The sequence below is a fragment of the Stutzerimonas sp. Brlt_14 genome (assembly GCF_051948915.1).
GTDB lineage: Bacteria > Pseudomonadota > Gammaproteobacteria > Pseudomonadales > Pseudomonadaceae > Stutzerimonas > Stutzerimonas stutzeri.
Map to the genome: position 1 here is coordinate 271744 of NZ_JAYJLM010000004.1, position 25469 is coordinate 297212.

Genomic DNA, 25469 nt, shown 5'->3' on the forward strand with positions numbered 1-25469 from the left:
TTAGCCCAGCCAGTCCAGCGTCAGGATCAGGCGGCGCTCGGAGCTGGTCGCCTGCGGCGAGCGGTGAATGATTCCGGCGCCTTCGTTACCTAGCCATTTCTCTCCCTTGAACAACGCCACGTCGCCAGCGCCGAGCTGCTGGATGGCCGCCGGGTCGGTCGGCTCGGCGGCCGGATCACCCAGACGCCGACGCGGCATACCGCCCTCATGAAGCCATTCGCTACCTGCGCCGGCGTAGGTGGTGATCAGTCGCAGGGGGACATGATCGACGTGAAAGCGCGGGCACATTGGCTTGTCCAGCATGCGCAGACGCAAGCCAATGCGCCGCGCATCGACCAGGCAGCTGAACGCCCGCACCAGCCAGGCCACGTCGGCGACGAAACCGGCATGGCCGGCAAGGTCCCGATAGGCCGCCGCCAGGGTTGGCAGCTGCAGCTCACCGTCGCCGGCCGGTTCGAGCGCCAACGATTCCGCCAGTGGTTCGCCCAGGGCCAGGAGAGTTTCGGCGAACTCGGCTATGTGCAGCGGCAGCTGGCGCTGCCATACGGCGAGGTTGACGCCATCGTTCAGCGTTTCGCCGAGTATCGCGGGAGAATCGCCCAGCAGCTGGCGTGGCTGTGGGCGAATGATCTGCTGCGCCAGCATCAGGCGACCTGCTCGTGCCAGGGGCCGAACGGGTCCGGCAGGCGCAGCCAGCCGGTGACGCCCACGGCCCACTCGCTGTCGTTCAGCAGGCAGGCGTCGAGTTCGCGGCGCAGCTGGTCGAAGTTGATGTTCTGCCCGATGAAGACCAGCTCCTGGCGGCAGTCGCCGAACTCACCGCGGGACTTGCCGAGGATTGCCGTGCGGCTTTCGCTGTCGCTCGGCCAGGCCGATTCAGGGGTGAAGTGCCACCAGCGGCCGGCATAGTCGTAGCGCATCAGCCCACCGGCCTGGGACCAGCTGCCTGCTTCCTCTGGCCGGGTGGCCAGCCAGAAGAAGCCTTTGGAGCGCAGCAGGCGGCCGTTGCTCCACTCGCGGTTGAGGAAGTTGTAGAAGCGTTGTGGGTGGAACGGCCGGCGCGCCAGATAGGCGGTGGAGGCGATGCCGTATTCCTCGGTTTCCGGCACATGCTCACCGCGCATTTCCTTGAGCCAGCCCGGCGCTTGGGCGGCGCGTTCGAAGTCGAAACGGCCGGTGTCGAGGATTCGGTCGAGCGGCACCTGACCCATGCTCATCGGCAGAATCTCGGCATGGGTATTGAGCCGACCGAGAATGGCGGTCAGCTCTTCACGTTCGGCGGCGGAAATCAGGTCGATCTTGCTGATCAGGATGACGTCGGCGAACTCCACCTGCTCGATCAGCAACTCGGTGACCGAGCGCTCGTCGTCCTCGCCAAGGGTTTCGCCGCGGTTGGCTAGGCTTTCTGCCTCTTGGAAGTCACGCAGGAAATTAACCCCGTCGACTACCGTGACCATGGTGTCCAGGCGAGCCAGATCGGCCAGGCTCTGACCCTGTTCATCGCGGAAAGTGAAGGTCTCGGCCACCGGCAGCGGTTCGGAAATCCCGGTGGACTCGATCAACAGGTAGTCGAAACGGCCTTCGTGGGCGAGCTTGCCGACTTCCTCAAGCAGGTCTTCGCGCAGGGTGCAGCAGATGCAGCCGTTGCTCATCTCCACCAGCTTTTCTTCGGCACGATTGAGGCTGACGCCGCGCTGCACCTCGTTGCCGTCGATGTTGATCTCGCTCATGTCGTTGACGATCACCGCGACGCGGCGGCCTTCGCGATTCTTCAGGATGTGGTTGAGCAGGGTGCTCTTGCCGGCACCGAGGAAGCCGGAAAGGACGGTAACGGGGAGGCGGTTCATGGCGGTCTCTCAGGCGGATCGTTGGTGTTTTTCGCGCTGTTCCTGGCGTTGTTTCGCCTCGATGGACAGCGTCGTGGTGGGGCGTAGCAACAGGCGCTGCAGACCGATGGGTTCGCCAGTCTCGGCGCACCAGCCGTATTCGCCGCGGGCGATGCTGTCGAGTGCATCGTCGATCTTGTCCAGCAGCTTCTTCTCACGTTCAAGCACACGCAGCTGCCACTGGCGCTGTTCTTCGGCGCTGCCGATGTCGGCTGGATCGCTGCTGGGTTCAACTTCGCGCAAGGCGTCGAATTCCTCGGCGATGCGGCTCTGCAATTCTTGGCGCTGTTGCAGTAGCAAGTCGCGGAAGAAGGCCTGTTGTTCGGCGTTCATGTACGCCTCGGCGGGTTGGGCGAGTAGTTCGGCTTCGGTCATGAGCGGGTGCCCGGCAAGGTTGATTGATTAGTTATAACATAACGTTTATGGCTGATACGAGTGCATATCGGGTAGTGCCAGGCATTGCGCAACAGATGGGTAGGCTTGGATTGGGTTACGAGGATGTTTGCGATAGCGGTCTTGTCGCCGGCTTGGGGCGAGTTGGCGCGCTCTGGTGGGCTGAAGCCCACCCTACGAGGGATGCGACGTGGAGCGCAGGCACAGAAGGCTTCGAGGTTTTGTAGGGTGGGCTTCAGCCCACCGCATTCTGCACCGTGGATGCGCCCAAGCCCGCCCGATGGGAGAGCATTCGTTTGCTCAGCTGCTTGAAAGCCCGTGGTAGTTGCGGCCGAAGTACACCAGCGCATCGCTGCTGTCGCGGCGGTACACGGCGAGCACCTCGCAGTAGAGGATGTCGTGGGTGCCGACGCTGGCGCTGTGGCTGATGCGGCAGTCGAACGACACTGTGGCGCCGTCGAGCAGCGGCGAACCGGTCACGCCGGTGCTCCATTGCGCTGCGGCGAAGCGCTCGGCCATGGGCGTCTTGCCGCCGAACAGGTTGGACAGGTCCCGCTGCGCACCGGCCAGGGTGTTCACGCACAGCTGCCCGTTGGCGGTGACGATGGGATGTGCCGATGCGCTGCGGTTCAGGCACACCAGCAGCGTCGGCGGTTCGTCGGTGACGCTGCACACCGCGGTGGCGGTGAAGCCGGCACGGCCGCTGGGGCCGTCGGTGGTAATGATGTTGACCGCCGCGGCCAGGCGCGCCATGGCATCACGATAATCCTCACGAATCACTGGAGCGCTGAATTGACTGGTGGTTTCGCATTGAGCCAGTTGCATGGTCGGTTCTCCATCAGGCGAGGACGCAGGCGCGGTCGAAGGGCAGGCGTGGCAGGCGGTCGCGCAGCTTGCTGGCATCGCCGTAGCCGAGGTTGATCAGCAGATTGGATTTCCAGCTCGTGCCGGCGAAGAAGGCCGCATCCAGTGCCTTGCCGTCGAAGCCGGACATCGGTCCGCAATCGAGCCCCAAAGCTCGGGCAGCGAGGATCAGATAACCGGCCTGCAGCGAGCTGTTGCGCAGTGCGTTCTCGGTGATCAGTGCCGGCTGCCCGGCGTACCAGCTGCGCGCGTCGGCGTGCGGGAACAGCTCGGGCAGGGTTTCCGGGAAGTCCTCGTCATAGGCGACGACCACCGTCACCGGCGCGGCCAGGGTCTTGTCCAGGTTGCCCTTGGACAGGCAGGGCGCGAGCTTCTGCTTGCCCTCGGCGCTGCGCACGAAGACGAAGCGCGCCGGGCAGCTGTTGACCGCGGTCGGACCGAGGCGGACGTGTTCGTAGAGCTGTTCGAGCAGGGCATCCGGTACCGCTTTGTCCAACCAGGCGCTGTGGGTGCGGGCCTCGCTGAACAGCGTCGCGAGGGCATTCGAGTCGATGGGGGCGTGCATGTTCGGGTCCTCAGGCTGCTGCGACCTGGCCGCATTGCTCGGCAAGATGGTCCAGCAGGATCTGGTTGAAGGGTTCGCTGTCGCTGACGCTGGACGCGTGGCCACCGTAGTTCAGCAGCGCCAGCTGTGCGTTGGGCATGTTGTCGGCCAGGTGCTGCGAGCGTTGCCAGGGCACCAGCATGTCGTCGCGGTTGGCGATCAGCAGGGTCGGGGTGGTGATGCGCGGCAGCTCGGCCTCGATATCGAAGGCCAGCAGTGCCTCGATGCGCCGCACCAGATTCATCGTCGGTGGGAAATGCGCCAGTGCATGGGCATCGTCGCGTGCCAGGCGCTCGCTGTTGGCCGCGATCCAGTCGGCCGGGTAGAGGAACAGCGACTGCGCCTGCACATAGGCTGCCGGGCCGCTGTCGTGCAACAGCTTCAGGCGTACTGCGAAACAGCGCGCACTGTGCGGGTTGGGGCTGCTCCAGGCATTGATCGGCACCAGGCTCTGCAACAGCTGCGGCCGCAGCAGGGCGATCTGCAAGCCGACCAGCCCGCCGAGTGCATGGCCGATGAAATGGCAGCGGCGGATGCCCAGGGTGTCCAGCAGCTCCAGTAATTCCACTGCCATGGATTCGATGGAGTAGCCCGCCGGCAGGTTCGCCGGGCTCTTGTTGGTCCCCAGCTGATCGTAGACCAGCACCCGGTAGTCCTGCGTCAGTGCCGGCAGCTGCGGCAACCAGAAGGCAGCGGCGCCGCCGAGGCCGGAACTGAGCACCAGGGTCGGTGCATCCGGCTCCATGCGACCATGAAGTTCGTAGTGCATGTCACTCCCTCCGCGAGGTCGACCAGCGGGCCGCCGGCGTGCCGGCTGACCCGCTCTGGTAGGCGCTATTGGCCGACGTGGGCGATGCTGGCGATCTCGATCAGCGCATCGGGCTTTACCAGCCCGCATTGAATGCAGTAGCGCGCGGGCTTCTCGCCGGGGAAGTACTCGGCGTACACCTCGTTGACCTTGGCGTAGTTGGCCCAGTCGGTGAGCATGATCATGTTGAAGGTGACGTCGTGCATGCTGCCGCCGGCAGCCTCGACGACGCCCTTGATGGTTTCCAGCACATGGCGGGTCTGGGCGGCGGCGTCGCCGACGTGGACCACGTTGTTGTCCTTGTCGAACGGCAGGGTGCCGGAGACGTAGACCACGCCATCGGCCATGGAGCCGGGCACGTAGGGGGCGAGCGGTTTGCCGGTGCCGGCGGGGATGATGGATTGCTTGGGCATGTCGTTGATTCCTTGCAAGGCATTCAGGCGAACCCGGCGGGCGCCTCTGCGGGCGCCGCGGTCGGGCACTTGGGGTAATCAGCTGGCGACCGCCACCTCTGGCGCGGCCGCGAAGCTCTGGCAGAAGGCGTCGACGCTGGAGACCCAGCCGAAGAACGTTTCGATGTTGTACAGCGCCGCCTGCTGGGCGAATTCCGGCCCGGCCTGGTGGGTGGCATCGGCCAGCACCACACCGAAATATTCCAGGTGGAAGCCGTCGCGCAGCGTCGATTCCACGCACACGTTGGTGGCGATCCCGGTGAACACCAGGTTGCGGATGCCACGGGCGCGCAGGGTGCTGTCCAGCTGTGAATTGAAGAAACCGCTGTAGCGCGGCTTGGGCACCAGGATGTCGCCGGGCTGCGGTGCCAGTTCGTCCACCAGCGCGTAATCCCAACCGCCCTTGGCCAACAGTGTGCCGGCCAGTTCCGGGCGCTTGCGCATGGTCTTCAGCGCGTTGGACTTGTGCCAGTTCGGCGAGCCCGGCCCGCCCGCCTCGACGTACCCGTTGTCCCAGCCGTTCTGCAAAAAGATCACCTGCATGCCCGCGGCGCGGGCCGCGTTCAGCGCCTGGCGGATCTTCGCGATCACCGGCTGGGTCGCCGAAACATCGAAACCTGCCAGGTCGAGATAGCCGCCGCGGCTGGCATAGGCGTTCTGCATATCCACCACGATTAGCGCGGTTTCGCTCGCCTTCATCGCCAGCGGCTCTGGTCGTGCCGGCAGTTGCACAGGTTCGTCCGTTGCGCTCAGGCCGTAGCCGGAGATCTGTTCGACGGCGTTCATCAGGCCGATTCCTTCAGCGCGGTGACGTGCCGGCGGCTCTGCATCAGCGGCTGGATCTTCTGGCCGAAGGCTTCGACGCCCTCGAGAAAGTCATCGAAGGTCAGCATCACGCCCTGCATGCCCGGCACCGTGGCGATTTCGTCGAGCATCCGCGCTACGTTGGCGTAGGAGCCCACCAGCGTGCCCATGTTGATGTTCACCGCCGAGGTCGGGTCGGCCATCTGCCGGATGTTGCTGTCCGCACCCTTGTCGGCGGCACCCTGCTCGCCGAGCCAGGCGATGGCTTCCTCGTCGGCGCCGGCCTTGTAGTGCTCCCACTTGGCCCGGGCGGCTTCGTCGGTCTCGTCGGCGATCACCATGAACAGCACGCAGGAGGTGACATGTCGGCCGGTCTTGGCGCAGGCCGTCTGCAGCCGTTCGGCGGCCGGTGCGAAGGCGGTGGGGGTGTTCACGCCCTTGCCGAAGCAGAAGTTGTAGTCGGCGTACTGCGCCGAGAAGGCCATGCCGGCATCGGACGAGCCGGCGCAGATGATCTTCATGTCCGCCTGGGGTTTCGGGCTGACGCGGCAGTCCTCCATCTGAAAGTGCTCGCCCTTGAAATCGCTGCGGCCGGTGGCCCAGAGGTCGCGCAGCACCTGGGCGTACTCGCCGAGATACTGATAACGGGTGCCGAAGAATTCATCCCCCGGCCACAGGCCCATCTGGCTGTACTCCGGCTTTTGCCAGCCGGTGACGAGGTTCACGCCGAAGCGGCCGCCGGAGATCGAGTCGATGGTCGAGGCCATGCGCGCGACGATGGCCGGCGGCAGAGTGAGCGTTGCGGCAGTCGCGAACAGCTGGATCTTGCTGGTGACCGCGGCCAGGCCCGCCATCAGCGTGAAGGATTCCAGGTTGTGCTCCCAGAACTCGGTCTTACCACCGAAGCCGCGCAGCTTGATCATCGACAGCGCGAAGTCGAATCCGTAGCCCTCGGCCTTCTGCACGATGGCCTTGTTCAGTTCGAAGCTCGGCATGTACTGCGGCGCATTCTCGGAGATGAGCCAGCCGTTGTTGCCGATCGGAATGAAAACACCAACATCCATGGGTAGCACCTCTGTACGCAATGGCTAGAAAGCGCTGCCCGAACATGGCGGGCAGGGTCACAGAGCGTTAGCAGGAAGCAGGCCATAAACGAATTTCCCTTTTCATTCAGGTGCTTGGGATATTTTCCCGATAAGTGGTGGACCATTTGGTCCGAATCGGAGCACCTGGTTTGTGCGTGGCGTCCGCCGATGCGCAAAAACTGCGCAGCGTTGCGGTCGGCCGTCACCGGCCGTGCGCGGCGGCCCCGCTGCGCGCTACAGTAGCGGCCCGTTCGAGCCCTACCGGTAATGCAGTGACAGACAAGACCCCTACGCCGCCCCGCAGGCGGCTCATCGCCAGCAAGACCGCCAAGGCCAAGGGTGCCGTGCGCGAACCCAGCGCCAGCGCCCTGAACCGCCGCATGCGGCTGATCGAAAGCAAACGCGCCGGCATTCTCGACGCCGCGCTGGACCTGTTTTCCCGCTTCGGCCTGCACGGCACCAGTCTCGACCAGGTAGCGACCCAGGCCGATGTCTCCAAGACCAACCTGCTGTATTACTTCGGCAGCAAGGAAGAGCTCTACGTCAACGTGTTGCGCCAGTTGCTGGACGTCTGGCTGCGACCGCTGCGGGCGTTCAGCGCCGAGCAGGACCCGGTCGAGGCGATCAGCGAATACCTGCGGGTCAAGCTCGAGCTGTCCCGCGACCATCCTGCCGAATCACGGCTGTTCTGCATGGAAATCATGCGTGGCGCACCGTTGCTGCTGGGCGAGTTGGAACAGCCTTTGCGTGAACTCGTCGAGAACAAGGTCGCCGTGATCCAGGCCTGGATCGATGCCGGCAAGCTGGCGCCGGTCGAACCGCATCACCTGATCTTTTCGCTCTGGGCCACCACCCAGCACTACGCCGACTTCCGCGTCCAGGTCGAGGCCGTCGCCGGCCGTACGCTGGACGATCCGGCGTTCTTCGAAGAAGCGCTGCAGAGCTTGCAGTCACTGATACTCAACGGGGTTCGGCCGCGCTAGCCGGGTATTTCAAGGCAACTCATTCGTCATGGGCAGGGCGCCGGATACAGTCTCGATTCTGGCCGGATGGAATGTATGGCAACCGTATCGTCCTCGTAAGGAACACGATGATGTCACCGAATATCGAAGCACTCTCGAAAGTCCAATTTGCCGAATGCTCCATGGTTTCGGCCTGCGATGCAGAATATCCCCGTCATACTCATGAGGAGTATGTGGTGAGCGCCAATCTCGCCGGCTGTGAAAAGATCTGGTACGACGGTCGCTCCGGGGAGGTGCTGTCGAACCAGGTCACCATTTACAACCCGATGACAGTGCAGTCCTCTCGGTTTTGTTCGGCTGGATCCAGGTTCATAAGTGTTCATCTGGATGCTGAGCGCGTGCGCACGGCTTTCCGTGAGAATGGCGGTGCACTGCATGGGCCACTTTTTGACGAGGGAGTCTTCAATGATCTGGCACTGTTCAAAGCCATCTTTGCCCTGCATTTCGCGAATCTGCCTGGCCAGCGGGAAGAAGCTCTCTACGGAATGCTTGGTGAGCTCTTTCGCTTTGGAGGAAAGGGCAGTGATGAGGCCGACCCGGACAAGATAGCCAGATTGGTGGAGTACATGCAGGACAGCCTTTACGACGAAGTCGACCTCGACGATATGAGTGCCGTTACGGGCTTGTCCAAGTTTCATCTGGTGCGAAGCTTCAAAGCGGCGAAGTCGCTGCCGCCGATGCAGTTCATGAAGCAGCTCAGGCTGATCGAGGCACGTAAGAGGTTTCGGCGGGGCGATGCTGCGGCCCGGGTCGCAACCGAACTCTATTTCTACGACCAGGGCCACATGTCCAACTCGTTCCGGAGAGTGATGGGCATCTCTCCGGTGCGCTATGCATCAATGGTGGGGGACGCTCGCCGGCATCACGAATTCAAGGTATCCAGTAACCACAACGTATAGGGTGAAGTACGCGAATATCAGGGCTGATGCGATGTAAGTCCATTTCAGCATCCGTTCTCCGAGCATTCTGCCGCCATGGTAGGCAAGACCGCAAAGCACCAGAGCCCAGAACACCCCTGCGGCGAAGAAGCCGGAAAGGAAGATGATGGCACTCGTTGCATCAGCTCCTTGTCTCGCAATTATCGCCCCACCTACCGCAGCGAACCAAAGTATGGCGCTGGGGGAGGACATTGCGAGGAATACGCCCTTTGAAAACAGAGCCAGGTTGGTCCTGCCCCACTGGATATCTACCTGTGCCATCCCGGCCTTTACTCGAAGTGCACTCGTCACCATTTTTGCACACAGATAGGCAAGTACTGCCGAGCCTCCCAGCCAGAGAGCCCAACGGACGACCTCATATTGCAGCAGCACCGCCATGCCAGCCATGGCCAGAATGGCGTAGACCAGGTCGCCTATGCACGTTCCTATCCCAAGCCATACGCCTTTGCTGAACCCGCGTTGCATCGACAGCGTGATCATCGCCATATTGGCCAGGCCTATCTCCATGCATAGAGATAGGCTCAGCAAGAAGCCATTGTAGAACTCCACTCAGGTTTTCTCCGTCAAGGTTTGCTCGTAAAACAGCGATGTATCGCAAATTTCCAGTCCAAACAAAAGATCCTGATCAGTGTCGGCAAGATGGGGGCTATAGCTATTCAGAAAGGCATCGAACGAACCGACATCGCTGACTAGGACCGTTTTGACCAGCAGCTCGGCGATGCGTGCCATTGCAGAAACAAACCGCGCACAGTCTATATCGATTGATCCCGGACTATTAACCGATAGCACATCCCACTCTTCGAGTAGGCGGAGTTGAATGTAGGCAGATCCTGCGTCAGGAAAGTCTGCAGGTCCTCTTCGCAGATAACGGAGCAGTTCCAGAACATAGAGCCGGATCATCTTCGAGATGTCGAGTTCGAGGCATTCCGCGATCTCCGGATCCAGTATAAGAAGAAACCCGAAGACATCCGCTACGGCTTCTTGGACTACCATTGATCCCCAACGGTCGTGTTTACTCAGGAGGCGATAGTCGGTTGCTTCTGTGACGATGGAATGGCCGAGATCATGGCCGCGGAACCAACCGATGAGATAGCGCCCTATCTCTGAGCGACAGGGAAGGTCAATATCGGTCCAGCCAAAGATAACTTTTTGCTCATGCGCTATTTGTTGATAAAGGACCAGATAGGTGTTGGCAAAAACCACGGTGCGTTTATTTTCAGCATATTTGACGCCTTGATCTTCTGGCATGAAGTAAGCAAAGTGTTTCGGAAACGTATCGGCTTCTCCGGCGATTCCGAACAGGTCGATGATCTTATAGGCGCAGCCTGGGGTGGTTTTCAGCTCTATGCCCAGGCTAGCTGAGAGCCTTGAGACTGCTCCTTCGAAATACTTATCAACCACATCTGAAACCGCTTGAAGAGAATTATTTGGTGTGCCGAAAAAAGCGGAAAAGAACAGCTTGCGAGATTTTCCGAGCCAGGTGCCGAGCGGCCCCACATGCCCAACGAGCTCCTGTTCGTCCAAGCTTGCCAATATGGAACCGTTCGATTTGTATTGATCGTCGTTAATCAACCCTTTGGCTATTAGATCGAGGCCTTGTCTTGATGCCTTATCGGTCAACTCCGCTGACGCAGTAGTCAGATGGTTCCTGATCAGAGCTTTCATCCTGCGAGAAAGCTCTGAATCCCCCTCTCCGGCTCGTTCCAAATCACGGATAGCGTTGGCCAGCGGCAGAATGCCTTTCAATGATGCCCTTAGAGTAGGCGTAAGAAATCTAGGTTCGGCCAACTCGACGGCGCGCAGTTTATGTTGTTTTCGGTATGGCCAAAAAATGCTGTTCATGATAGCTCTCCTTGAATGAAGTGCAATCAAAACAACTGGCCAAAAAGTGGTATTGGAAATAATTGCTGCAGCAGAGCTGGCTGCTTGTCATCGTCTGGGCCGCAATCCATTGCTGATTTGGATAGGCCAGACCGTGCTGACTTCGAGCAACCCTACTGGTCGGCATAGCGCACAAACGCGGCCACCTGTTCGGCGCGATCGGCAAGGTCGTGATTGGCACTTCCGAGATAAGAGGCCCGCGCGCTAGCCAGAACGGGGCGGTGCTCCGGCGGCAGTCGTTCGAGGGCCCAGTTGGCGGCGACGTCCTTGGGGGCGACGGCGCCCGTGGCGGCGCTGTACCAGATGCGTGCCAGCGCCAGCACCACGTTGCGCTCGTCTCCCTGCCAGTCCGACGCCTCGTTCCACTGGGCGACGATATCCGCAAGCGCCCCTGGCGAAGTCCTCCCGCGGGACCGGCTCGAACAGCTCGGAGACCGGCGGTCCGGCTAGGCACAGGCTTCGCTGTCTGGCTTTGCTCAGCAGGATCGCGATATCGGGGACAGAGGCGGCAGGCGGGATGCTGCCGGACTGCAGTTCCTCGCGCAGCCATTCGCCGAACTGCAGTTCGCGTTGCGGCGGGTATCGCCAGGGCACCGCGTGCTCGCGAACCAGCAGCTTAACTTCTAGTGCGCGCCGCGATGGGGCGGTGCCGGGCCATGCCGAAACCGACAGCAGGTCCAGCATCAGCGCGCGCCGCAGCGGGGCGGGCAAGGGTGTGCTCACGGTCACCAGCAGGTCGATGTCGCTATGTGGCTTGAGCCCGCCGTCGAGCGCCGAGCTGAACAGGTGAATGGCCAGCAGCGTTCCGCCCAGGTGACGTTCGAGCACGGCGCAGGCGCTGGACAGCTGTTCGGCGATTTCGCTTGGGCTGATAGGTTCATGGCGGGCCAGCTTCCATGCTGTTCATTTAAATGACAATTGCTGATTCCGGCTTGCAGCTTTGGCAGTCCTGTGGCTTGCCAAAGCTGCGAGGGCGCGCCTCCCGCTGGTCTTGGGGCGATGCTTTTCAGTGCGCAAGGTGAAGATCGCGAAGCGTTTTCCAGCGGCTGCTCTATCAGTCTCTATTGAACCCTGCTCAACGACGCGGTCCCAATCATGGAACCAGTCTCTCCCACCGAGGCCCACCATGACCCTCCCCATCGCCAAGCAGGGCTTTCCCGTCCACCAGGTGCGCCGCTACCTCGAACCCGGCCCCATCGTGCTGATCACCTCCTGCCACGCCGGCCAGCGCAACGTCATGACCCTAGGCTGGCAGACCGTCATGGAATTCTCGCCATCGCTGGTCGGCTGCATGATCTCTGCCGGCAACCACAGCTTTGAACTCGTCCGTCAGAGCGGCGAGTGCGTGATCAACCTGCCCACCCTGCCCCTGCTGGACACCGTGGTGAAGATCGGCAATTGTTCCGGCGCCGAGGTCGACAAGTTCGAAGCCTTCGGCCTCGCCACCGCCAAGGCCGAACGCGTCGCCGCCCCGCTGCTCGAACAGTGCCACGCCAGCTTCGAATGCCGGCTGTACGACGATGTGCTGGTGGAGCAGTACAACTTCTTCATCTTCGAGGTGGTGAAGGCGAAGGTCGCGCCGGAGCCGGCGCACCCGGAAACCCTGCACTACACCGGGAACGGGGTGTTCGTGGTGGCGGGAGGGCGGGTGGTGGACAGGCGCGAGCTGTTCCGCCCGGATTTGCTGGACGATTAGATAGGCACCTCAGCCACATGAACGACAGGCCCGGCCCATGAACAAAACCGACCTTGCCGAGCGCTACCGCGGCTACATCGCCTGCCTGAACGAGCAGGACTGGCCCGGGCTCGGAACCTTCGTCCACGACGAGGTCCACTACAACGGCCAGCGCGTCGGCCTGGCCGGCTATCGCGCCATGCTGGAGAACGACTTCAGGACGATCTCGGACCTTCGCTTCGACGTGCAACAACTGATCGTCGATCCGCCACAGGTGGCTTGTCGGCTGCAGTTCGACTGCACGCCCACCGGCATCCTGTTCGACCTCCCGGTCAACGGCCGGCGCGTCCGGGAGGTCTGGTCCGTCATCGACAAGGCCGCGATCGCGGCGCAGATCGGTTAGCCCGCTCGCCCGGCCCCGGCAAGCCGACGGCCCTGCGGCCGTCGACGCCGCCCGGAGCGTCATGGGGTGCGCGTCACCCGCCAAACAGTGTTTGCCAGATCGTCGGCCACGATCAGCGCGCCGCTCGGGTCGACTGTCACCCCGACCGGGCGTCCGCGTGTCTTGCCATCTTCGGTGCGAAAACCGGTTACGAAGTCAATCGGCTCGCCAGACGGGCGTCCGTTGCTGAACGGCACGAAGGTCACCTTGTAGCCCACTGGTTCCTTGCGGTTCCAGCTGCCGTGCTCGCCAACGAACACGCCGTCGGCGAACTGCTCGCCCATGGCGGCGGTGGAGAAGTCCAGGCCGAGCGCGGCGACGTGCGAGCCCAGGCTGTAGTCCGGCGTGATCGCGGTGGTGACCTTGTCCGGATTCTGTGGGCGCACCCGCGGGTCGACGTTCTTGCCCCAGTAGCTATAGGGCCAGCCGTAGAAACCGCCTTCGCGCACCGAGGTCAGGTAATCCGGGACCAGATCCTCGCCCAGCTCGTCCCGCTCGTTCACCACCGCCCACAGTTGCCCGGAGCCGGGTTGTATCGCCAACGCCGTCGGATTGCGCAGGCCGGTTGCATACGGCTTATAGGCACCTGTCTCGGCATCGATCTGCCAGACCATGGCGCGGTCGACCTCGGCTTCCATCCCGCGCTCGGTGATGTTGCTATTCGAGCCGATGCCGACGTAGAGGTACTGGCCATCGGGGCTGATGGTCATCGCCTTGGTCCAGTGGTGGTTGATCTCCGAGGGCAGGTCAACGACCTTGGTCGGCGGACCGCTGGCCTCGGTCTGACCGTCCTGATATTCGAAGCGCACCAGCGCGTCCTGATTGGCAACGTAGAGGTTGCCGTCGTGGAACGCCAGCCCGTAGGGGGCGTTGAGATCCTCGGCGAACACCGTCTGCAGCTCGTACTCGCCGTCGCCATCGGCGTCGCGCAGCAGAGTGACACGGTCGCCGCTCTCCACCGAGGTGGTGCCGCGTGCCTTGATCACGTCGGCGATCACGTCCTTGGGCTTGAGCTTGGGTGCATTGCCGCCGCGGCCTTCGGCCACCAGGATGTCGCCGTTGGGCAGCACCAGCGTCTGGCGGGGGATCTTCAGATCGGTGGCAATTGCCGTCACGCTGAAACCGTCCGGCACGGTGGGTAGCTGATCGCCCCAGGGGGTTGGCTCGGCGATCTTCATGCTCGGCAGCAGCCCACGCTCCGGTTCGGGCAGCTTGGGATCGGGTCCGTAATGCTGGGCAGCGTTCTGCTCTTCACCGCCGCAGCCGCTGAGCAGGGCAGCCATGGCCAGGGTGGTCAATGCGCTCGAGTGCTTCATGCTTCACCTCCCGAGCGCAGATTGCTCAGGCCGATCCAGCTGGCCGCGCAGGCCAGCAGGGTGACGATCACCGAAAGCACCAGCCCTTGGGGCATGGTCGCCCAGGCATCCTTGGCGTGTTCCAGGGCGTTGAAAAAGCCCAGCACCCAGGTGGCCAGCAGTAGTGCGAAATAGATCAGCGGTCGCCCCTGCTTGTGCCGCGCGCCGATCAGGTTCGCCAGCGCGAACAGCAGCGCCAGGCCACAGAACACCAGCCCGCCGGCGATCAGCCAGGCGGAGAAGTTGCTCCATTGGATCTCGTAGGTCTTGAAGTAGGCGATATCGCTCAGCATGGCCCCGAGAAACAGCGGGACCGAGCCGGCGAGCAGGGTCGCGTGCACGGGGTTCGGTACGTGGCGGGAGACGCTGTGGGTGGTCTGGGTGGTTTGCGTGCGGTGGGTGATAACGGTCACGGAGGGGCTCCTCATCGCTTGAGACCGGACCTGCGCGGCGCGCTGCCGGCCCGGATCGCTCTGACTGTGCTTAAAAGGGGATCGCGACGCTGCGTCGTTAGTTCACTGCCGACGGGCATTCAAGTGCGCGTGTAGGCGGCGGGGCATGGCGCGGCGTGGAGGCTGCGGCGCCGCGGAACGGCAAGGAGCGCAGGGATGCCCCCCGATTCGGTCGTTCGAGCTTCCGTGTGCTGCGGTGCTGGCGAGGAAATGAAATGTTGCAGCTTGCCTCGCGCCATCGCCCGCCTGGCTGCCGATTCGCCCCGCAGCGCCCTTCAGTCCGGCGCACCTCGGCCGCCCGCTTTTCGTGCCTGACGCACAAACCAAGTGCTCCGAAGCGGACCACTTGATCCGGTTTTTCTCTGATGCGACGCCAAGTCCCTGATCCATAAGCGCTTCGATCCAGTGGCACGCTTTCTGCTCTCTCCTCCCCGTCGCCCGGCGTGCACGCGGGCGGCGGCGTCACGCATACAGAGAAGCGCCCGCGCCATCGGCGACGCGCTCGATACCCGCCTTGCGTCAGAGGAGTGCGTCACCCATGACTCTGCAATACGTTCCCATCATCGACCTGGCGCCATATTTCGCCGGCACGCCGGAGGGCAAGCTGCAAGTTGCCCGCGCCGTGGACCAGGCCTGTCGCGACATCGGCTTTCTGGTCATCACCAACCATCAGATTCCTACCGAATTGGTCGAGCGGGTGTCCCGGCTGACACGGCAGTTCTTCGCCTTGCCGCTGGCCGAGAGGCGCAAGGTCGACCGGCCCAGCCCGGACATGGTGCGCGGCTACAGCGCGGTGGCCGAGGAGAGCCTGTCCTATTCGCTCGAAGAGGCGGCCCCGGGTGACCTGAAGGAGTCCTTTTCCATCGGCCCCAGTGACGTACCGGACGAGCCCTACTACCGCTGCGCCGCCGCCGGCCCGCATTTCGCACCGAACGTCTGGCCCAGCGGCATTGCGGGCTTCGAGCAGGCCTATCGCGAATACTTCGCCGCCATGAGCACGCTGGCGCAGTCGCTGATGCGCATCTTCGCCCTGGCGCTGGACCTGCCGGAGACCTTCTTCGACGACAAGATCGACAAGCACATCAGCATGTTCCGCAGCCTCAGCTACCCGGACCTGAAGGGCGCGGTGGAGCCGGGGCAGATGCGCGCCGGTGCCCACACCGATTACGGCAGCCTGACCATCGTCAAGCCGGACAACGCTCTCGGCGGCCTGCAGGCGCGCAACCGTCAGGGCGAATGGGTGGACGTGCCGTACGTGGAAGGTGGCTTCGCCGTGAACATCGGCGACCTGATGATGCAGTGGACCAATGATCAGTGGATTTCCACGCTGCATCGAGTGGTCAACCCGCCGGCCGACAGCGCCGCCGACAACGGTCGCCAGTCGCTGGTGTTTTTCCATCAGCCCAACTACGACGCGCTGATCGAGTGCCTGCCGAGTTGCTGTAGCGCCGTCAATCCGCCTCGCCACGCGCCGGTTACCTCCGGCGACAACCTGCTCTCCAAGTTCGTCAAGCAGACCACCTTCGGCAAAGGCCTGGAGGTCGCATGAGCACGCTGTCCTACGTCAACGTCTTTGCCCGCGACATCGAAGCCCTGAGCGGCTTCTACCGCGAGCTGTTCGGCTTCCGGAACATTCCCGAGATCGCCTCACCGATCTTTCGCGGGCTGGATACCGGCAAGAGCTGCATCGGCTTCAACGCGCCGGACGCCTACGAACTGCTGCAGCTGGATGAGTACGCCGACACGCGCGGCTGCAAGTTCCTGCTGAACATCGACGTCGACTCGAAAGAAGAGGTCGATCGCCTGGTGCCCGTTGCCGTCGCCATGGGCGCGACGCTGATCAAGGCACCCTACGAGACCTATTACCACTGGTATCAGGCGGTGCTGCTGGACCCGGAAAACAACGTGTTTCGCATCAACCACATGCTTTGACGTGCCAACCCTCAGGAAGACCCAAAATGCTCAAACAGATGAAACGGACCTTGTGTGCGGCGGTGGCTTTCGGCCTGGCGACCACCCTTGGCGTCGCCTCGGCGCAGGAAGGGCTGACCCTCGATAAACCGGCGAAGATCGCCATGCTCTACATCAGCCCGCGCAATGACGGTGGCTGGACCCAGGCCTTCGACGAGGCGCGGCAGAAGCTCGAAGCCGAGCTGGATACCAAGATCCAGTACGTCGAAAGCGTGCCGGAGAACGCTTCGTCGATCCGCCCGGCAGTGGACCGGCTGATCCAGCGCGGCGCCAACGTCATCATCGGCACCGCCTTCGGTTATTCCGACACCTTCAAGGAGCTGGCCGCCAAGTATCCGGACGTGGCCTTCCTCAACGGCTCGGGCACCACCAACAGCGCCAACCTCGAATCCTTCTACGGCCGCACCTACGAGAGCCAGTACCTGTGCGGCATGGCCGCCGGCGCGGCGTCGAAGACCGGCAAGCTCGGCTTCGTCGCGGCCAACCCCTTCGGTCAGGTGAACTGGACGGTCAACGCCTTCGCCCTCGGCGCCCAGGCAATCAACCCCGACGCCACCGTCACCGTGGTCTACACCGGCGCCTGGAACGATCCGGTCAAGGAGCGCGCCGCGGCGATGGCGCTGATCGATGCCGGCGCCGACGTGCTCGGCCAGCACGTCGACAGCCCGACGCCGCAGATCGTCGCCCAGGAGCGCGGCGTGCACGGCACCGGTCACCACCGCGACATGCGCGAATTTGCCCCGGACGCCACCGTCTGCTCGTCGGTCTGGGTGTGGGACAGGTTCCTCGCGCCGGAGCTGAAGAAGATCAGCGCCGGCAACTGGACGCCGCCGGAGAACGGCGCGCTGCTGTCCATGGCCGAAGGCGGTACCGATGCAGCCTGCTGTGGCCCGGCGGTCTCCGAAGCGGACAAGGCGAAGATCATGGCCGCCCGCGAAGCGCTGCTCAAAGGCGAGATGCAGATCTACGCCGGCCCGATGCTCGACCGTGACGGCACCGAGCGCATCGCCGCCGGTGAGGTGATGGCCGACCCAGCGCTGTGGCAGATGGACTGGTTCGTCAAGGGAGTGACCACCCAGCAATGAGCAACCTCAACGCGATCCAGCTTTCCGGGGTCAGCAAGTCGTTCGACGGCTTCATGGCCCTGTCCCAGGCGGACTTTACCGCCAGGTGGGGCGAGGTCCATGCGCTGCTCGGCGAGAACGGCGCGGGCAAGTCGTCGCTGATGAACATCGCCGCCGGCCTCTACGCACCGGAGAGCGGATCGCTGTTGATCAACGACAATGCGGTGCGGCTCAGCGGCCCGCGGGATGCCAGCCGCTACCACATCGGCATGGTTCATCAGCACTTCAAGCTGGTGAAGCCCTTCACCGTGGCCGAGAACATCCAGCTGGCGCTGCCCGAGGGGCCGGGCAACCACGCCTTCTCGGGCAGCCATCGCCAGCGCCTGGCGGATTTGGAGCAGCGGATCAGCGACAAGGCGGCCGAACTGGGTTTCAGCATCGACCCGCGCAAGATCACCGAGTCGCTTTCGGTGGCCGAGCAGCAGCGGGTGGAGATTCTCAAGGTGCTGCTGGCCGGTGCGCGCATCCTGATCCTCGACGAGCCGACGGCGGTACTGACCGACGGGGAAGCCGAACGCCTGCTGGAAACGGTGCGCGCGTTCGCCCGCCAGGGCGCGGCGGTGATCCTGGTCACCCACAAGATGAGCGATGTGAAACGCTTCGCCGACCGCGTCACCGTGATGCGGGGCGGTCGCACCATCCAAACCCTCGACCCGCAGACGGTCTCGGTGCCCGAGCTGGTGCGCCTCACCGTGGGTGAGTCGGCGCCGGCCAGCGAGTACCAGCCGGCGATACCGGGCGAGGTGCGGTTGCAGGTGCGTGACCTCAGGTCGACTGGCGCGGGCGGCCAGGGCGTGCTCAACGGCGTGAACCTGAGCCTGCGAGCCGGCGAGATCTACGGCATCGCCGGCGTCGGCGGCAACGGCCAGAGCGAACTGGCCAACGTGCTGATGGGGCTGCCCGAGCCCTGCGATGGCACGCTGGAGTTGACCGGCTTCGGCGATCTGCGCCGGGCCAGCGCCGAGCAACGCCGCGAGCTGCGCATCGCCGCAATCCCGGCGGATCGCTACGGCGCCGCGCTGGCGGGGGAGCTTTCGGTGGCCGAGAACTTCGGCGTCGGCCAGGTCCACAGCGGCCGCTACGGTTCCTTCTTCCGATTGCGCCGCAAGCGCCTGGAGGCGGAGGCTGCCGAGGCAGTCGCGGGTTTCGATGTGCAGGGCGTGCGCTCGCTGAAACAGAAGGCCGCGCTGCTTTCCGGCGGTAACGCGCAGAAGCTGGTGATCGCCCGGGAGTTCTCCCGCGACCCGCTGCTGGTGCTGGTGCACAGCCCCAGCCGCGGCCTCGACGTGCGCGCCACCGCCGCGGTACATGCCCGCCTGCGCGCCGCCCGCGAGGCCGGCGCAGCGGTGCTGGTGATCAGCGAAGACCTCGATGAGGTGCTGGCCCTGGCCGATCGCATCGGCGTGATGAGCGGCGGACGCATCGTCGCCGAATTCGACCGGCCAGCGGATCGCCAGGCGATCGGCAGCGCCATGGTCAGCCACGACGAACCGGGCCACGCAGAACCAGTAGCTGAAGGGGCAAGCCATGAATGAACAGGTACACCCGGTGATGCTCGAGCAGGTCTCGCAGGCCGCGAAACAGCCCAAGCCACCGCTTTTGTCGCGACGCTACGCTCTGGAGATCCGCCAGCAACTGGCCTGGCATTGGCAGGCTGTGATCATCGGCCTCGCGCTGTTGCTGGGGCTGGGCATTTCCGCCGCGATCCTCGTCGCCGCTGGCGTACCGGCAGGCGAGCTGCTCAATGAGTTCGTCGTTCTCACGGTATTCGATGCGCAGAGCCTGAAGGCCGTGCTGTTCCAGGCCTCGCCGATGATCCTTGTCGGCCTGGCCGGCTGCATGGCGTTTCGCGCCAAGTTCTGGAACCTGGGCCTCGAGGGGCAGATGATCCTGGGCGCCATCGGTGCCACGGCGATCTCGCTGTTCGAGGTCGGCCCGCCGGCGCTGCGCCTGCCGCTGATGCTCGCCGCGGCAATTGGCTGTGGCCTCGCCTGGGCGCTGGCGCCGGTGGTGCTCAAGCTGCGGCTTAAGGTCAATGAGATCATCTCGACACTGATGCTCAACTACCTGGCGATCAATTTCCTGCTGCACCTGCTGTACGGCAGCTGGAAAGACCCGAGGAGCTCGTTCCCCTATTCGCCGCAGTTCCAGCCGTTCGAACGCTTGCCCGAACTGTTCGATGGCATCAGCGCGGCGGTGCCACTGGCGGTGGTCGTCGCGCTGCTGGCGCTGTGGTTTCTCGGCATCTCCCGCGCCGGGCTGTACCTGCGCTTTGTCGATGCCAACCCGCGGGTGGCCGGCGCGGTGGGCGTGCCGGTGCAGAAGATGATCATCGGCACGGTGCTGATTTCCGGCGCCATTGCCGGGATCGCCGGCTTCCTCGTCACCGCGGGGCAGGAGGGGCGGCTGACGCAGTCGTTCTATCAGGGCTACGGCTTCTCCGGCATCCTCATCGCATTTCTCGCCCGCAACAACCCGGTGGCGGCACTGGTGGTGGCGCTGCTGATGGCGATGCTGTTCGTTGCCGGGCGCAGCCTGCAGGTGTTCTACCAGATCCCCTTTTCCATGGTGCAGCTGATCCAGGCGATCCTGGTGATCTGCGTCGCCTCCTCGGATTTCTTTATCCGCCACCGCATCCGCCGCGTTCAGGGAGGCGAAAGCTGATGGACATGATCGCCAACTGGCTCGGCAACACGCCGGACTTCGCCGTGCCTTTCGCCCTCGCGGCGCTGGGCTTGATCCTCACCGAACGTGCTGGCGTGCTGGCCCTCGGTGCCGAGGGCCTGATGCTGGTCGGTGCGCTGGCCGCCATCGGCGCGCAGCTGGCCTATGGCAGTCACGGCGTTTCGCTGCTGCTGGCGATGGGGGCGGCGGCGGTGGTGTCGCTGCTGTTCGCGCTGATGGTGCTGGTGCTGCGCATCAATCAGGTCATCGCCGGCCTGGCGCTGGTGTTTTTCTGCCAGGGGCTGACCGGCTTGCTCGGCACGTTGCTGGACTGGACCAACAAGCCGGTCAAGGGGCTGGCTGCCGTCGAGCTCTGGCCGCTGTCCGAGCTGCCACTGCTGGGCAAGCTCTTCGTGCAGAACCCGCTGGTGTTCATGACGCCGCTGATCGTGCTCGTCGTGGTCTGGTTTCTCACCCGCACCACCACGGGCCTGCGCCTGCGCGCGGTGGGGGAGAACCCGCAGGCGGCGGATGCCGCGGGCATTTCCGTGCTCGGATACCGGCTGGCAGCGATCCTCGCCGGTGCCGCGCTGATCGGTCTGGCAGGAGGCTATATCTCGCTGCTCAGCACCAAACTGTGGATCGCCGACATGACCGGCGGCCGCGGCTGGATCGCCGTGGCGCTGGTGATCTTCGCCCGCTGGTCACCCTGGAAGGCGCTGGCCGGAGCGCTGCTGTTCGGCTGCATCGAGGCGCTGATCCCGCAGCTGGCCGCCGCTGGCGTGCGCCTGCCGCAGTACTTCGTGCTGATGACGCCCTATGCGGTGACCCTGGCGGTGATGATCTGGGTTGCCAGCGGCAAGTACGCCACCGGCAACCAGCCGGGCGCGCTGGGCATTCCCTTTATCCGCGAGGAGCGCCGCTGAAAGCCATACGGCTTACTGCGCCTGGTTCTGGCTCTGGTCGCTGGAACGGCAGGTGATCTCCGCGTAGGGTTGATCGGGCGAATAGTCGCCTGGCACGCGTTCGGTACGCTGGGTATTTGGCGCGACGGTGAACACCGGCGAGGCCGAGGTATCCGAGCGCGCTTCGGCCGGAACGTGGAATTCGCAGGAAATCTGGCCGCCGGTACGGTTCATCACCTTCACCGCGCGTACGCCGAGCAGTTCGCCCTCCACACCCTCGGACTTGGCTGGCACACCCATTGGGCTGATCTCGACGTCCAGGCCGTTGAGGTGGGTGATGATCTCTGGCTGCGGCGTCTGCGCCAGCGCTGCCGGCACGCAAATCGCCAGGCCGCAGGCGAGTAGTAGCTGCTTGCTCATGGAAACCTCCATTAATCGGTCCCCTTTAGAAGAGCGCATCCGCCCTCGGTTCGATCGTTGCGCCAAGGAATGATTGCAAATGATTTTCTAGCGTCAAAAAACCGTTTGGCACGATATGTGATAGCTCATTGCCATGACTTTCCTTGCCGTGTCATTAGCGTCGTGTTGAACTGTATCCGTCGCCAATGTTACGTGCGCTCCTCCGAGGGTGGCTGAAGTGACTAGGTATCTGCTTCTGGCGTTGCTGGCATTTGCAGGTGGTGCAGCGGCAACGGCTGATGTGGCGCTCGATCTCAACGCGGCCGAACGCGAATGGCTGGCTGCCAATCGTTCGGTCAGCATCTGTGTCGACCCCGACTGGCTGCCGTTCGAAATGCTCAATGCGCGCGGCGAGCACGAGGGAATCGCGGCCGATCTGCTGCGGCTCGTTGCGCAGCGGTCAGGCCTGCAGCTGGATATCGTGCCGACCAGTGACTGGGGCCAGTCGGTCGCCTTTTCCCAGGCTGGTCGGTGCCAGCTGCTCAGCTTTCTCAACCAGACGCCCGTGCGTGATGCCTGGCTGATCTTCACCCAGCCGCTGTTCACTGACGCCAACGTGGTGATCGCCCGGGAGGACCACCCGTACGTGGCCGATCTGTCCGCCCTGGAAAACGCAACAGTGGCGCTGCCGTCCGGCACGTTCATCGAGGAAAGCGTGCGGCGCGATTTCCCCCGGTTGCACGTCATCAGCACCGAGACGGATGCCCAGGCACTGGCGCTGGTGAACGAGCGCAAGGCCGACCTGACGGTGCGCTCGCTGACCGTGGCCGCCTACACCATTCGCCGCGAAGGCTGGTTCAACCTGAAGATCGCCGGGCAAGTGGCCAGCCTCGACAACCAGTTTCGGATCGGCGTGCTGAAGAGCGAGCCGGTGCTGCGCGATATCCTGAACAAGGCGATTGCCACCATCACACCGGTAGAGCTGCATCAGATCGCCAACCGCCATGCGCCCATCCTCGTCGAGTCCGGCACCGACTACCGGTTGCTCATGCAGGTGGTGGTGGTCTTCTCGGCGATGCTGCTGACGAGTCTGTTCTGGATCAGGCGCCTGCGCCGGCTCAACGATCAGCTGCGCATCAAGTCGCAGACCGACTCGCTTACCGGGCTGGCCAACCGCGCGGCGCTGGATCGGCGCTTCGCCACGGCGCTGGAGCAGGCGCGGCGCTATCGCCGACCGTTGTCGATCGTCATGCTGGATATCGATCACTTCAAGCGCATCAATGACGACTTTGGCCACCAGATGGGTGACCGCGTGCTTCGAGACTTCGCCGCGCTGCTGGACGACTGCCTGCGCGGCAGCGATGCGGTGGGGCGCTGGGGCGGTGAGGAGTTTCTGATTCTCTGCCCGGAAACCAGCGGCCCGCAGGCGGTGCAGTTCGCCGAACGTCTGTGTGAGCAGGCGCGGGCATTTCCCTTCGCCACCGGCGTCAGTCAGACCCTCAGCGCCGGTGTCGCCGAGCTGAGCCCGAGCGACACGCCGGACAGCCTGCTGCGCCGCGCCGACGCCGCGCTGTACCGGGCCAAGCATGAAGGCCGCGACCGTGTCTGCTGGCTGGCGGCCGACGCGCAGCCGAGCTGAAGCGCGCTAGTGCTTGGCGGGCTTGCGCAAGCGCACGTAAAGGTCCTTGCCGCCGGTGGCACTACTGCCGCGTGACTCCAGGTCGAAGCGCTTGGGCTGGCCGGCGATCAGGTCGCTGAGCTTCCTGCAGCCGTACAGGCGCGGATCGAAGGCCGGGCGCAGCTTGCTGATGTTCTGCCCGAGCGTGCCGAGCTGGATCCAGTCGTCCTCCTCGGTCAGGTCGTCGAGAATCTTGGCGATGAAGTCCACCGGCACCTGCTGGCACTTGATCGCCTCGCCCTTGTCGCTGGTGCGTGCCGGCCTGGCTGCGCCTTCCTCGACCTGCGCGGCGGCTGCGGCGAGTTTCTCCGGCGTCGGAGGCTCGACGCTGGCCTTGGCCGCGTCGGCGCGCAGGATCTCGGTATAGATGAACTTGTCGCACGCCGAGACGAATGGCGAGGGCGTCTTCTGTTCGCCGAAGCCATACACCGTCAGGCCTTCCTCGCGGATGCGTGCGGCCAGGCGGGTGAAGTCGCTGTCGCTGGAAACCAGGCAGAAGCCGTCGAAGCGCCGGGTGTAGAGCAGGTCCATGGCGTCGATGATCAGCGAACTGTCAGTGGCGTTCTTGCCGGAGGTGTAGGCGAACTGCTGAATCGGCTGGATCGAGTGATCGAGCAGCACCTTCTTCCAGCTGCCGAGGTTGGGTTTGGTCCAGTCGCCATAGATGCGCTTGACGCTGGCGACGCCGTACTTGGCAATCTCCTCGAACAGGCCCTCGACGATGGCCGCCGGCGCGTTGTCGGCGTCGATCAGAACCGCGAGGTGTTTCTGCTTGTTCGCACTGCTGGGCTTGCTGGCCATGGTTCATCCCTGGGCTGATGATCACCCGACCATAACGCCGACCGCCATGCCGTGGCCATAGCGACCTGCCGCGCGGATGCCGAGCGTCGCCTGCTCGGTTAGCATGCGCGCTTTGCATTCTCGGGCTGGGGCATGGAACGACGGGGTACGCTGAAAAGCTGGAACGACGACAAGGGCTTCGGCTTCATTCGTCCGGAGCAGGGCGGCGAAGAGCTGTTCGTGCATATCTCGGCGGTGCATGGTGAGCGCCGGCCGCTGGTGGGCGACCGGGTGCTCTTCGTGGCGGGGCGCGATGCGCAGGGCCGTCTGCGAGCCGAGCATGTGCGGCTGGATGCCCCGCTGACGCTGGATCAGCCGGCGATTCGTCAGCGGCCGGCCCGCTCGCACTCGACTGGCAAGCGCGAGTCGGGGCGGGGCAGGCCTGCGCGGCGGCTGGTGGCGGGCAATGTCCAGCAGCTCCCGCTCAAGCTGGCGCTGTTCGCCCTGCTCTGTCTGCTACCGCTGCTGGGCAGCCTGCATCGGCTGGGCTCGGCGTTGCCGCTGGCGCTCTATGCCGTTGCCAGCCTGCTGACCTTCTTTCTTTACTGGCGCGACAAGCACAGCGCGTTGAAGGACCGCTGGCGCACGCCGGAAACCACGCTGCATCTCTTCGAGCTCGCAGGTGGCTGGCCGGGTGCGTTGCTGGCGCAGCAGGTTTTCCGTCACAAGACGCGCAAGCTCGGCTACCAGCTGCTGTTCTGGCTGATCGTGGTGCTGCACCAGGCGTTCTGGATCGACCTGCTGTTCATCGGCAGCGGCTTTACCCGCGAGCGCCTGGACTGGCTGCTGCGGCTGCTCTGAGACGCAAAAGCCCGGCGAATGCCGGGCTTTCGGGCGAGCATCGCGGCTCAGACCTTCTTGACGAACTCGGACTTCAGCTTCATCGCGCCGATGCCGTCGATCTTGCAATCGATGTCGTGATCGCCGTCGACCAGGCGGATGTTCTTCACCTTGGTCCCGACCTTGACCACCAGCGACGAGCCCTTGACCTTGAGGTCCTTGATCACCGTGACGGTGTCGCCGTCCTGCAGGGTATTGCCCACCGCGTCCTTGATCACCTTGTCTTGATCGCCCGTGGCGGCGGCGCTGTCGCTGGCGGACCACTCATGGGCGCATTCGGGACAGACCAGCATCTGGCCGTCTTCATAGGTGTATTCGGAGTTGCATTTGGGGCAGGGGGGCAGCGCGCTCACGGCAGGTCCTTGAATGGAATGTGCGGAAAGCCGT

Annotated in this window: 28 protein-coding genes and 1 pseudogene; 12 read left to right on the forward strand and 17 right to left on the reverse strand. The window is 63.9% G+C overall.

From position 1 onward, the window contains the following. The 9 genes from VF716_RS11645 to rutA form a co-directional block, all read right to left on the reverse strand. Nucleotides 1–645 (reverse strand): DUF1826 domain-containing protein, encoded by a 645-nt coding sequence (locus tag VF716_RS11645; RefSeq protein WP_125919307.1) that lies wholly within the window; start codon nucleotides 643–645, stop codon nucleotides 1–3. Beyond that, nucleotides 645–1847 (reverse strand): zinc metallochaperone GTPase ZigA, encoded by a 1203-nt coding sequence (zigA, locus tag VF716_RS11650; protein WP_125919306.1) that lies wholly within the window; start codon nucleotides 1845–1847, stop codon nucleotides 645–647. The genes VF716_RS11645 and zigA overlap by 1 nt, the downstream gene beginning before the upstream one ends. Before the next feature lie 9 nt (nucleotides 1848–1856). Beyond that, nucleotides 1857–2261 (reverse strand): RNA polymerase-binding protein DksA, encoded by a 405-nt coding sequence (gene dksA, locus VF716_RS11655; protein ID WP_014597731.1) that lies wholly within the window; start codon nucleotides 2259–2261, stop codon nucleotides 1857–1859. Between the two features lie 318 nt (nucleotides 2262–2579). Beyond that, nucleotides 2580–3104, reverse strand: coding sequence for an NADH-dependent FMN reductase RutF (gene rutF, locus VF716_RS11660; RefSeq protein WP_011914624.1), 525 nt, complete (start codon nucleotides 3102–3104; stop codon nucleotides 2580–2582). Nucleotides 3105–3117: 13 nt separating this feature from the next. Next, nucleotides 3118–3708, reverse strand: coding sequence for a malonic semialdehyde reductase (locus VF716_RS11665; RefSeq protein ID WP_011914623.1), 591 nt, complete (start codon nucleotides 3706–3708; stop codon nucleotides 3118–3120). 10 nt (nucleotides 3709–3718) lie between these two features. Further along, complete coding sequence (rutD, locus tag VF716_RS11670; RefSeq protein WP_011914622.1) at nucleotides 3719–4516, reverse strand: pyrimidine utilization protein D; 798 nt, start codon at nucleotides 4514–4516, stop codon at nucleotides 3719–3721. A 65-nt stretch (nucleotides 4517–4581) separates the two neighbouring features. Then, nucleotides 4582–4968, reverse strand: coding sequence for a pyrimidine utilization protein C (gene rutC / locus VF716_RS11675; RefSeq protein ID WP_020305953.1), 387 nt, complete (start codon nucleotides 4966–4968; stop codon nucleotides 4582–4584). A 78-nt stretch (nucleotides 4969–5046) separates the two neighbouring features. Further along, nucleotides 5047–5793, reverse strand: coding sequence for a pyrimidine utilization protein B (gene rutB, locus VF716_RS11680; protein WP_011914620.1), 747 nt, complete (start codon nucleotides 5791–5793; stop codon nucleotides 5047–5049). Beyond that, the gene (rutA, locus tag VF716_RS11685; protein WP_125883087.1) at nucleotides 5793–6875 is read right to left on the reverse strand and encodes a pyrimidine utilization protein A; all 1083 of its coding nucleotides are present in this window, start codon (nucleotides 6873–6875) and stop codon (nucleotides 5793–5795) included. The genes rutB and rutA overlap by 1 nt, the downstream gene beginning before the upstream one ends. Before the next feature lie 293 nt (nucleotides 6876–7168). Between rutA and rutR the strand changes: the two genes are divergently transcribed. Beyond that, nucleotides 7169–7879: an HTH-type transcriptional regulator RutR gene (gene rutR / locus VF716_RS11690; protein WP_017244476.1), complete on the forward strand. Its 711-nt coding sequence runs from the start codon at nucleotides 7169–7171 to the stop codon at nucleotides 7877–7879. Nucleotides 7880–7989: 110 nt separating this feature from the next. After that, entirely contained in the window at nucleotides 7990–8817 is an 828-nt protein-coding gene (locus VF716_RS11695; RefSeq protein ID WP_157782545.1) for a helix-turn-helix domain-containing protein, read from the forward strand. Here VF716_RS11695 and VF716_RS11700 read toward each other — a convergent pair. From VF716_RS11700 to VF716_RS11710, 3 genes and pseudogenes are all read right to left on the reverse strand, one after another. Then, nucleotides 8755–9405, reverse strand: coding sequence for a LysE family translocator (locus VF716_RS11700; RefSeq protein ID WP_440552713.1), 651 nt, complete (start codon nucleotides 9403–9405; stop codon nucleotides 8755–8757). The two genes, VF716_RS11695 and VF716_RS11700, sit on opposite strands and share 63 nt — an antisense overlap. Beyond that, on the reverse strand, nucleotides 9406–10698 hold the full coding sequence (locus VF716_RS11705; RefSeq protein WP_125919299.1) for a hypothetical protein: 1293 nt from the start codon (nucleotides 10696–10698) through the stop codon (nucleotides 9406–9408). 152 nt (nucleotides 10699–10850) lie between these two features. Next, nucleotides 10851–11610 (reverse strand): annotated as a pseudogene (locus tag VF716_RS11710) (aminoglycoside adenylyltransferase family protein). 253 nt (nucleotides 11611–11863) lie between these two features. Between VF716_RS11710 and VF716_RS11715 the strand changes: the two are divergent. Next, nucleotides 11864–12433, forward strand: coding sequence for a flavin reductase family protein (locus tag VF716_RS11715; RefSeq protein ID WP_017244471.1), 570 nt, complete (start codon nucleotides 11864–11866; stop codon nucleotides 12431–12433). Between the two features lie 37 nt (nucleotides 12434–12470). After that, on the forward strand, nucleotides 12471–12815 hold the full coding sequence (locus tag VF716_RS11720; protein WP_017244470.1) for an ester cyclase: 345 nt from the start codon (nucleotides 12471–12473) through the stop codon (nucleotides 12813–12815). Nucleotides 12816–12874: 59 nt separating this feature from the next. Here the strand turns inward: VF716_RS11720 and VF716_RS11725 are convergent, their stop codons facing one another. Both VF716_RS11725 and VF716_RS11730 read right to left on the reverse strand, forming a co-directional pair. After that, on the reverse strand, nucleotides 12875–14170 hold the full coding sequence (locus VF716_RS11725) for a PQQ-dependent sugar dehydrogenase (RefSeq protein ID WP_108242322.1): 1296 nt from the start codon (nucleotides 14168–14170) through the stop codon (nucleotides 12875–12877). Further along, the gene (locus VF716_RS11730; protein WP_011914608.1) at nucleotides 14167–14637 is read right to left on the reverse strand and encodes a DUF2231 domain-containing protein; all 471 of its coding nucleotides are present in this window, start codon (nucleotides 14635–14637) and stop codon (nucleotides 14167–14169) included. Before VF716_RS11730 ends, VF716_RS11725 begins: the two co-directional genes overlap by 4 nt. A gap of 562 nt (nucleotides 14638–15199) precedes the next feature. Between VF716_RS11730 and VF716_RS11735 the strand changes: the two genes are divergently transcribed. The 6 genes from VF716_RS11735 to VF716_RS11760 are packed head-to-tail and all read left to right on the forward strand — an operon-like array spanning nucleotide 15200 to nucleotide 21346. Beyond that, a complete protein-coding gene (locus VF716_RS11735) occupies nucleotides 15200–16210 on the forward strand; it encodes an isopenicillin N synthase family dioxygenase (protein ID WP_440552714.1) in 1011 nt (336 codons plus the stop codon). Then, nucleotides 16207–16593, forward strand: coding sequence for a VOC family protein (locus tag VF716_RS11740; protein ID WP_125876103.1), 387 nt, complete (start codon nucleotides 16207–16209; stop codon nucleotides 16591–16593). The genes VF716_RS11735 and VF716_RS11740 overlap by 4 nt, the downstream gene beginning before the upstream one ends. Before the next feature lie 26 nt (nucleotides 16594–16619). Then, entirely contained in the window at nucleotides 16620–17717 is a 1098-nt protein-coding gene (locus tag VF716_RS11745) for a BMP family ABC transporter substrate-binding protein (protein WP_013984027.1), read from the forward strand. Then, entirely contained in the window at nucleotides 17714–19291 is a 1578-nt protein-coding gene (locus VF716_RS11750; protein WP_256517883.1) for an ABC transporter ATP-binding protein, read from the forward strand. The genes VF716_RS11745 and VF716_RS11750 overlap by 4 nt, the downstream gene beginning before the upstream one ends. After that, entirely contained in the window at nucleotides 19284–20420 is a 1137-nt protein-coding gene (locus tag VF716_RS11755; RefSeq protein WP_440552715.1) for an ABC transporter permease, read from the forward strand. The genes VF716_RS11750 and VF716_RS11755 overlap by 8 nt, the downstream gene beginning before the upstream one ends. Then, nucleotides 20420–21346 (forward strand): ABC transporter permease, encoded by a 927-nt coding sequence (locus tag VF716_RS11760; RefSeq protein WP_125460361.1) that lies wholly within the window; start codon nucleotides 20420–20422, stop codon nucleotides 21344–21346. Before VF716_RS11755 ends, VF716_RS11760 begins: the two co-directional genes overlap by 1 nt. 12 nt (nucleotides 21347–21358) lie before the next feature. Here VF716_RS11760 and VF716_RS11765 read toward each other — a convergent pair whose 3' ends face one another. Further along, a complete protein-coding gene (locus VF716_RS11765) occupies nucleotides 21359–21745 on the reverse strand; it encodes a hypothetical protein (RefSeq protein ID WP_013984023.1) in 387 nt (128 codons plus the stop codon). A 217-nt stretch (nucleotides 21746–21962) separates the two neighbouring features. Between VF716_RS11765 and VF716_RS11770 the strand changes: the two genes are divergently transcribed. Then, nucleotides 21963–23363: a diguanylate cyclase gene (locus tag VF716_RS11770; RefSeq protein WP_068506206.1), complete on the forward strand. Its 1401-nt coding sequence runs from the start codon at nucleotides 21963–21965 to the stop codon at nucleotides 23361–23363. A 6-nt stretch (nucleotides 23364–23369) separates the two neighbouring features. Here VF716_RS11770 and VF716_RS11775 read toward each other — a convergent pair whose 3' ends face one another. Further along, nucleotides 23370–24203 carry an NYN domain-containing protein gene (locus VF716_RS11775; RefSeq protein ID WP_013984021.1) on the reverse strand — a complete coding sequence of 278 codons (834 nt, stop codon included), beginning with the start codon at nucleotides 24201–24203 and terminating at the stop codon, nucleotides 23370–23372. A 132-nt stretch (nucleotides 24204–24335) separates the two neighbouring features. On the opposite strand from VF716_RS11775, the gene VF716_RS11780 reads away from it, so the two are divergent. Next, nucleotides 24336–25043, forward strand: coding sequence for a DUF1294 domain-containing protein (locus tag VF716_RS11780; RefSeq protein ID WP_045159666.1), 708 nt, complete (start codon nucleotides 24336–24338; stop codon nucleotides 25041–25043). Between the two features lie 47 nt (nucleotides 25044–25090). Here VF716_RS11780 and VF716_RS11785 read toward each other — a convergent pair whose 3' ends face one another. Further along, on the reverse strand, nucleotides 25091–25435 hold the full coding sequence (locus VF716_RS11785) for a zinc ribbon domain-containing protein YjdM (protein ID WP_011914597.1): 345 nt from the start codon (nucleotides 25433–25435) through the stop codon (nucleotides 25091–25093). Nucleotides 25436–25469 lie beyond the last annotated feature (34 nt).

Bases quoted from the DNA above. Each gene is read 5' to 3' on its own strand.
- VF716_RS11730 (WP_011914608.1), bottom strand. From the start codon at position 14,637: ATGAGGAGCCCCTCCGTGACCGTTATCACCCACCGCACGCAAACCACC.
- VF716_RS11735 (WP_440552714.1), top strand. From the start codon at position 15,200: ATGACTCTGCAATACGTTCCCATCATCGACCTGGCGCCATATTTCGCC.
- rutA (WP_125883087.1), bottom strand. From the start codon at position 6,875: ATGGATGTTGGTGTTTTCATTCCGATCGGCAACAACGGCTGGCTCATC.
- VF716_RS11755 (WP_440552715.1), top strand. From the start codon at position 19,284: ATGAATGAACAGGTACACCCGGTGATGCTCGAGCAGGTCTCGCAGGCC.
- VF716_RS11760 (WP_125460361.1), top strand. From the start codon at position 20,420: ATGGACATGATCGCCAACTGGCTCGGCAACACGCCGGACTTCGCCGTG.
- rutD (WP_011914622.1), bottom strand. From the start codon at position 4,516: ATGCACTACGAACTTCATGGTCGCATGGAGCCGGATGCACCGACCCTG.
- VF716_RS11720 (WP_017244470.1), top strand. From the start codon at position 12,471: ATGAACAAAACCGACCTTGCCGAGCGCTACCGCGGCTACATCGCCTGC.
- VF716_RS11695 (WP_157782545.1), top strand. From the start codon at position 7,990: ATGTCACCGAATATCGAAGCACTCTCGAAAGTCCAATTTGCCGAATGC.
- VF716_RS11665 (WP_011914623.1), bottom strand. From the start codon at position 3,708: ATGCACGCCCCCATCGACTCGAATGCCCTCGCGACGCTGTTCAGCGAG.
- VF716_RS11740 (WP_125876103.1), top strand. From the start codon at position 16,207: ATGAGCACGCTGTCCTACGTCAACGTCTTTGCCCGCGACATCGAAGCC.
- rutF (WP_011914624.1), bottom strand. From the start codon at position 3,104: ATGCAACTGGCTCAATGCGAAACCACCAGTCAATTCAGCGCTCCAGTG.
- VF716_RS11780 (WP_045159666.1), top strand. From the start codon at position 24,336: ATGGAACGACGGGGTACGCTGAAAAGCTGGAACGACGACAAGGGCTTC.
- VF716_RS11765 (WP_013984023.1), bottom strand. From the start codon at position 21,745: ATGAGCAAGCAGCTACTACTCGCCTGCGGCCTGGCGATTTGCGTGCCG.
- VF716_RS11725 (WP_108242322.1), bottom strand. From the start codon at position 14,170: ATGAAGCACTCGAGCGCATTGACCACCCTGGCCATGGCTGCCCTGCTC.
- VF716_RS11715 (WP_017244471.1), top strand. From the start codon at position 11,864: ATGACCCTCCCCATCGCCAAGCAGGGCTTTCCCGTCCACCAGGTGCGC.
- VF716_RS11705 (WP_125919299.1), bottom strand. From the start codon at position 10,698: ATGAACAGCATTTTTTGGCCATACCGAAAACAACATAAACTGCGCGCC.
- VF716_RS11745 (WP_013984027.1), top strand. From the start codon at position 16,620: ATGCTCAAACAGATGAAACGGACCTTGTGTGCGGCGGTGGCTTTCGGC.
- VF716_RS11645 (WP_125919307.1), bottom strand. From the start codon at position 645: ATGCTGGCGCAGCAGATCATTCGCCCACAGCCACGCCAGCTGCTGGGC.
- VF716_RS11775 (WP_013984021.1), bottom strand. From the start codon at position 24,203: ATGGCCAGCAAGCCCAGCAGTGCGAACAAGCAGAAACACCTCGCGGTT.
- zigA (WP_125919306.1), bottom strand. From the start codon at position 1,847: ATGAACCGCCTCCCCGTTACCGTCCTTTCCGGCTTCCTCGGTGCCGGC.
- rutB (WP_011914620.1), bottom strand. From the start codon at position 5,793: ATGAACGCCGTCGAACAGATCTCCGGCTACGGCCTGAGCGCAACGGAC.
- dksA (WP_014597731.1), bottom strand. From the start codon at position 2,261: ATGACCGAAGCCGAACTACTCGCCCAACCCGCCGAGGCGTACATGAAC.
- VF716_RS11750 (WP_256517883.1), top strand. From the start codon at position 17,714: ATGAGCAACCTCAACGCGATCCAGCTTTCCGGGGTCAGCAAGTCGTTC.
- rutC (WP_020305953.1), bottom strand. From the start codon at position 4,968: ATGCCCAAGCAATCCATCATCCCCGCCGGCACCGGCAAACCGCTCGCC.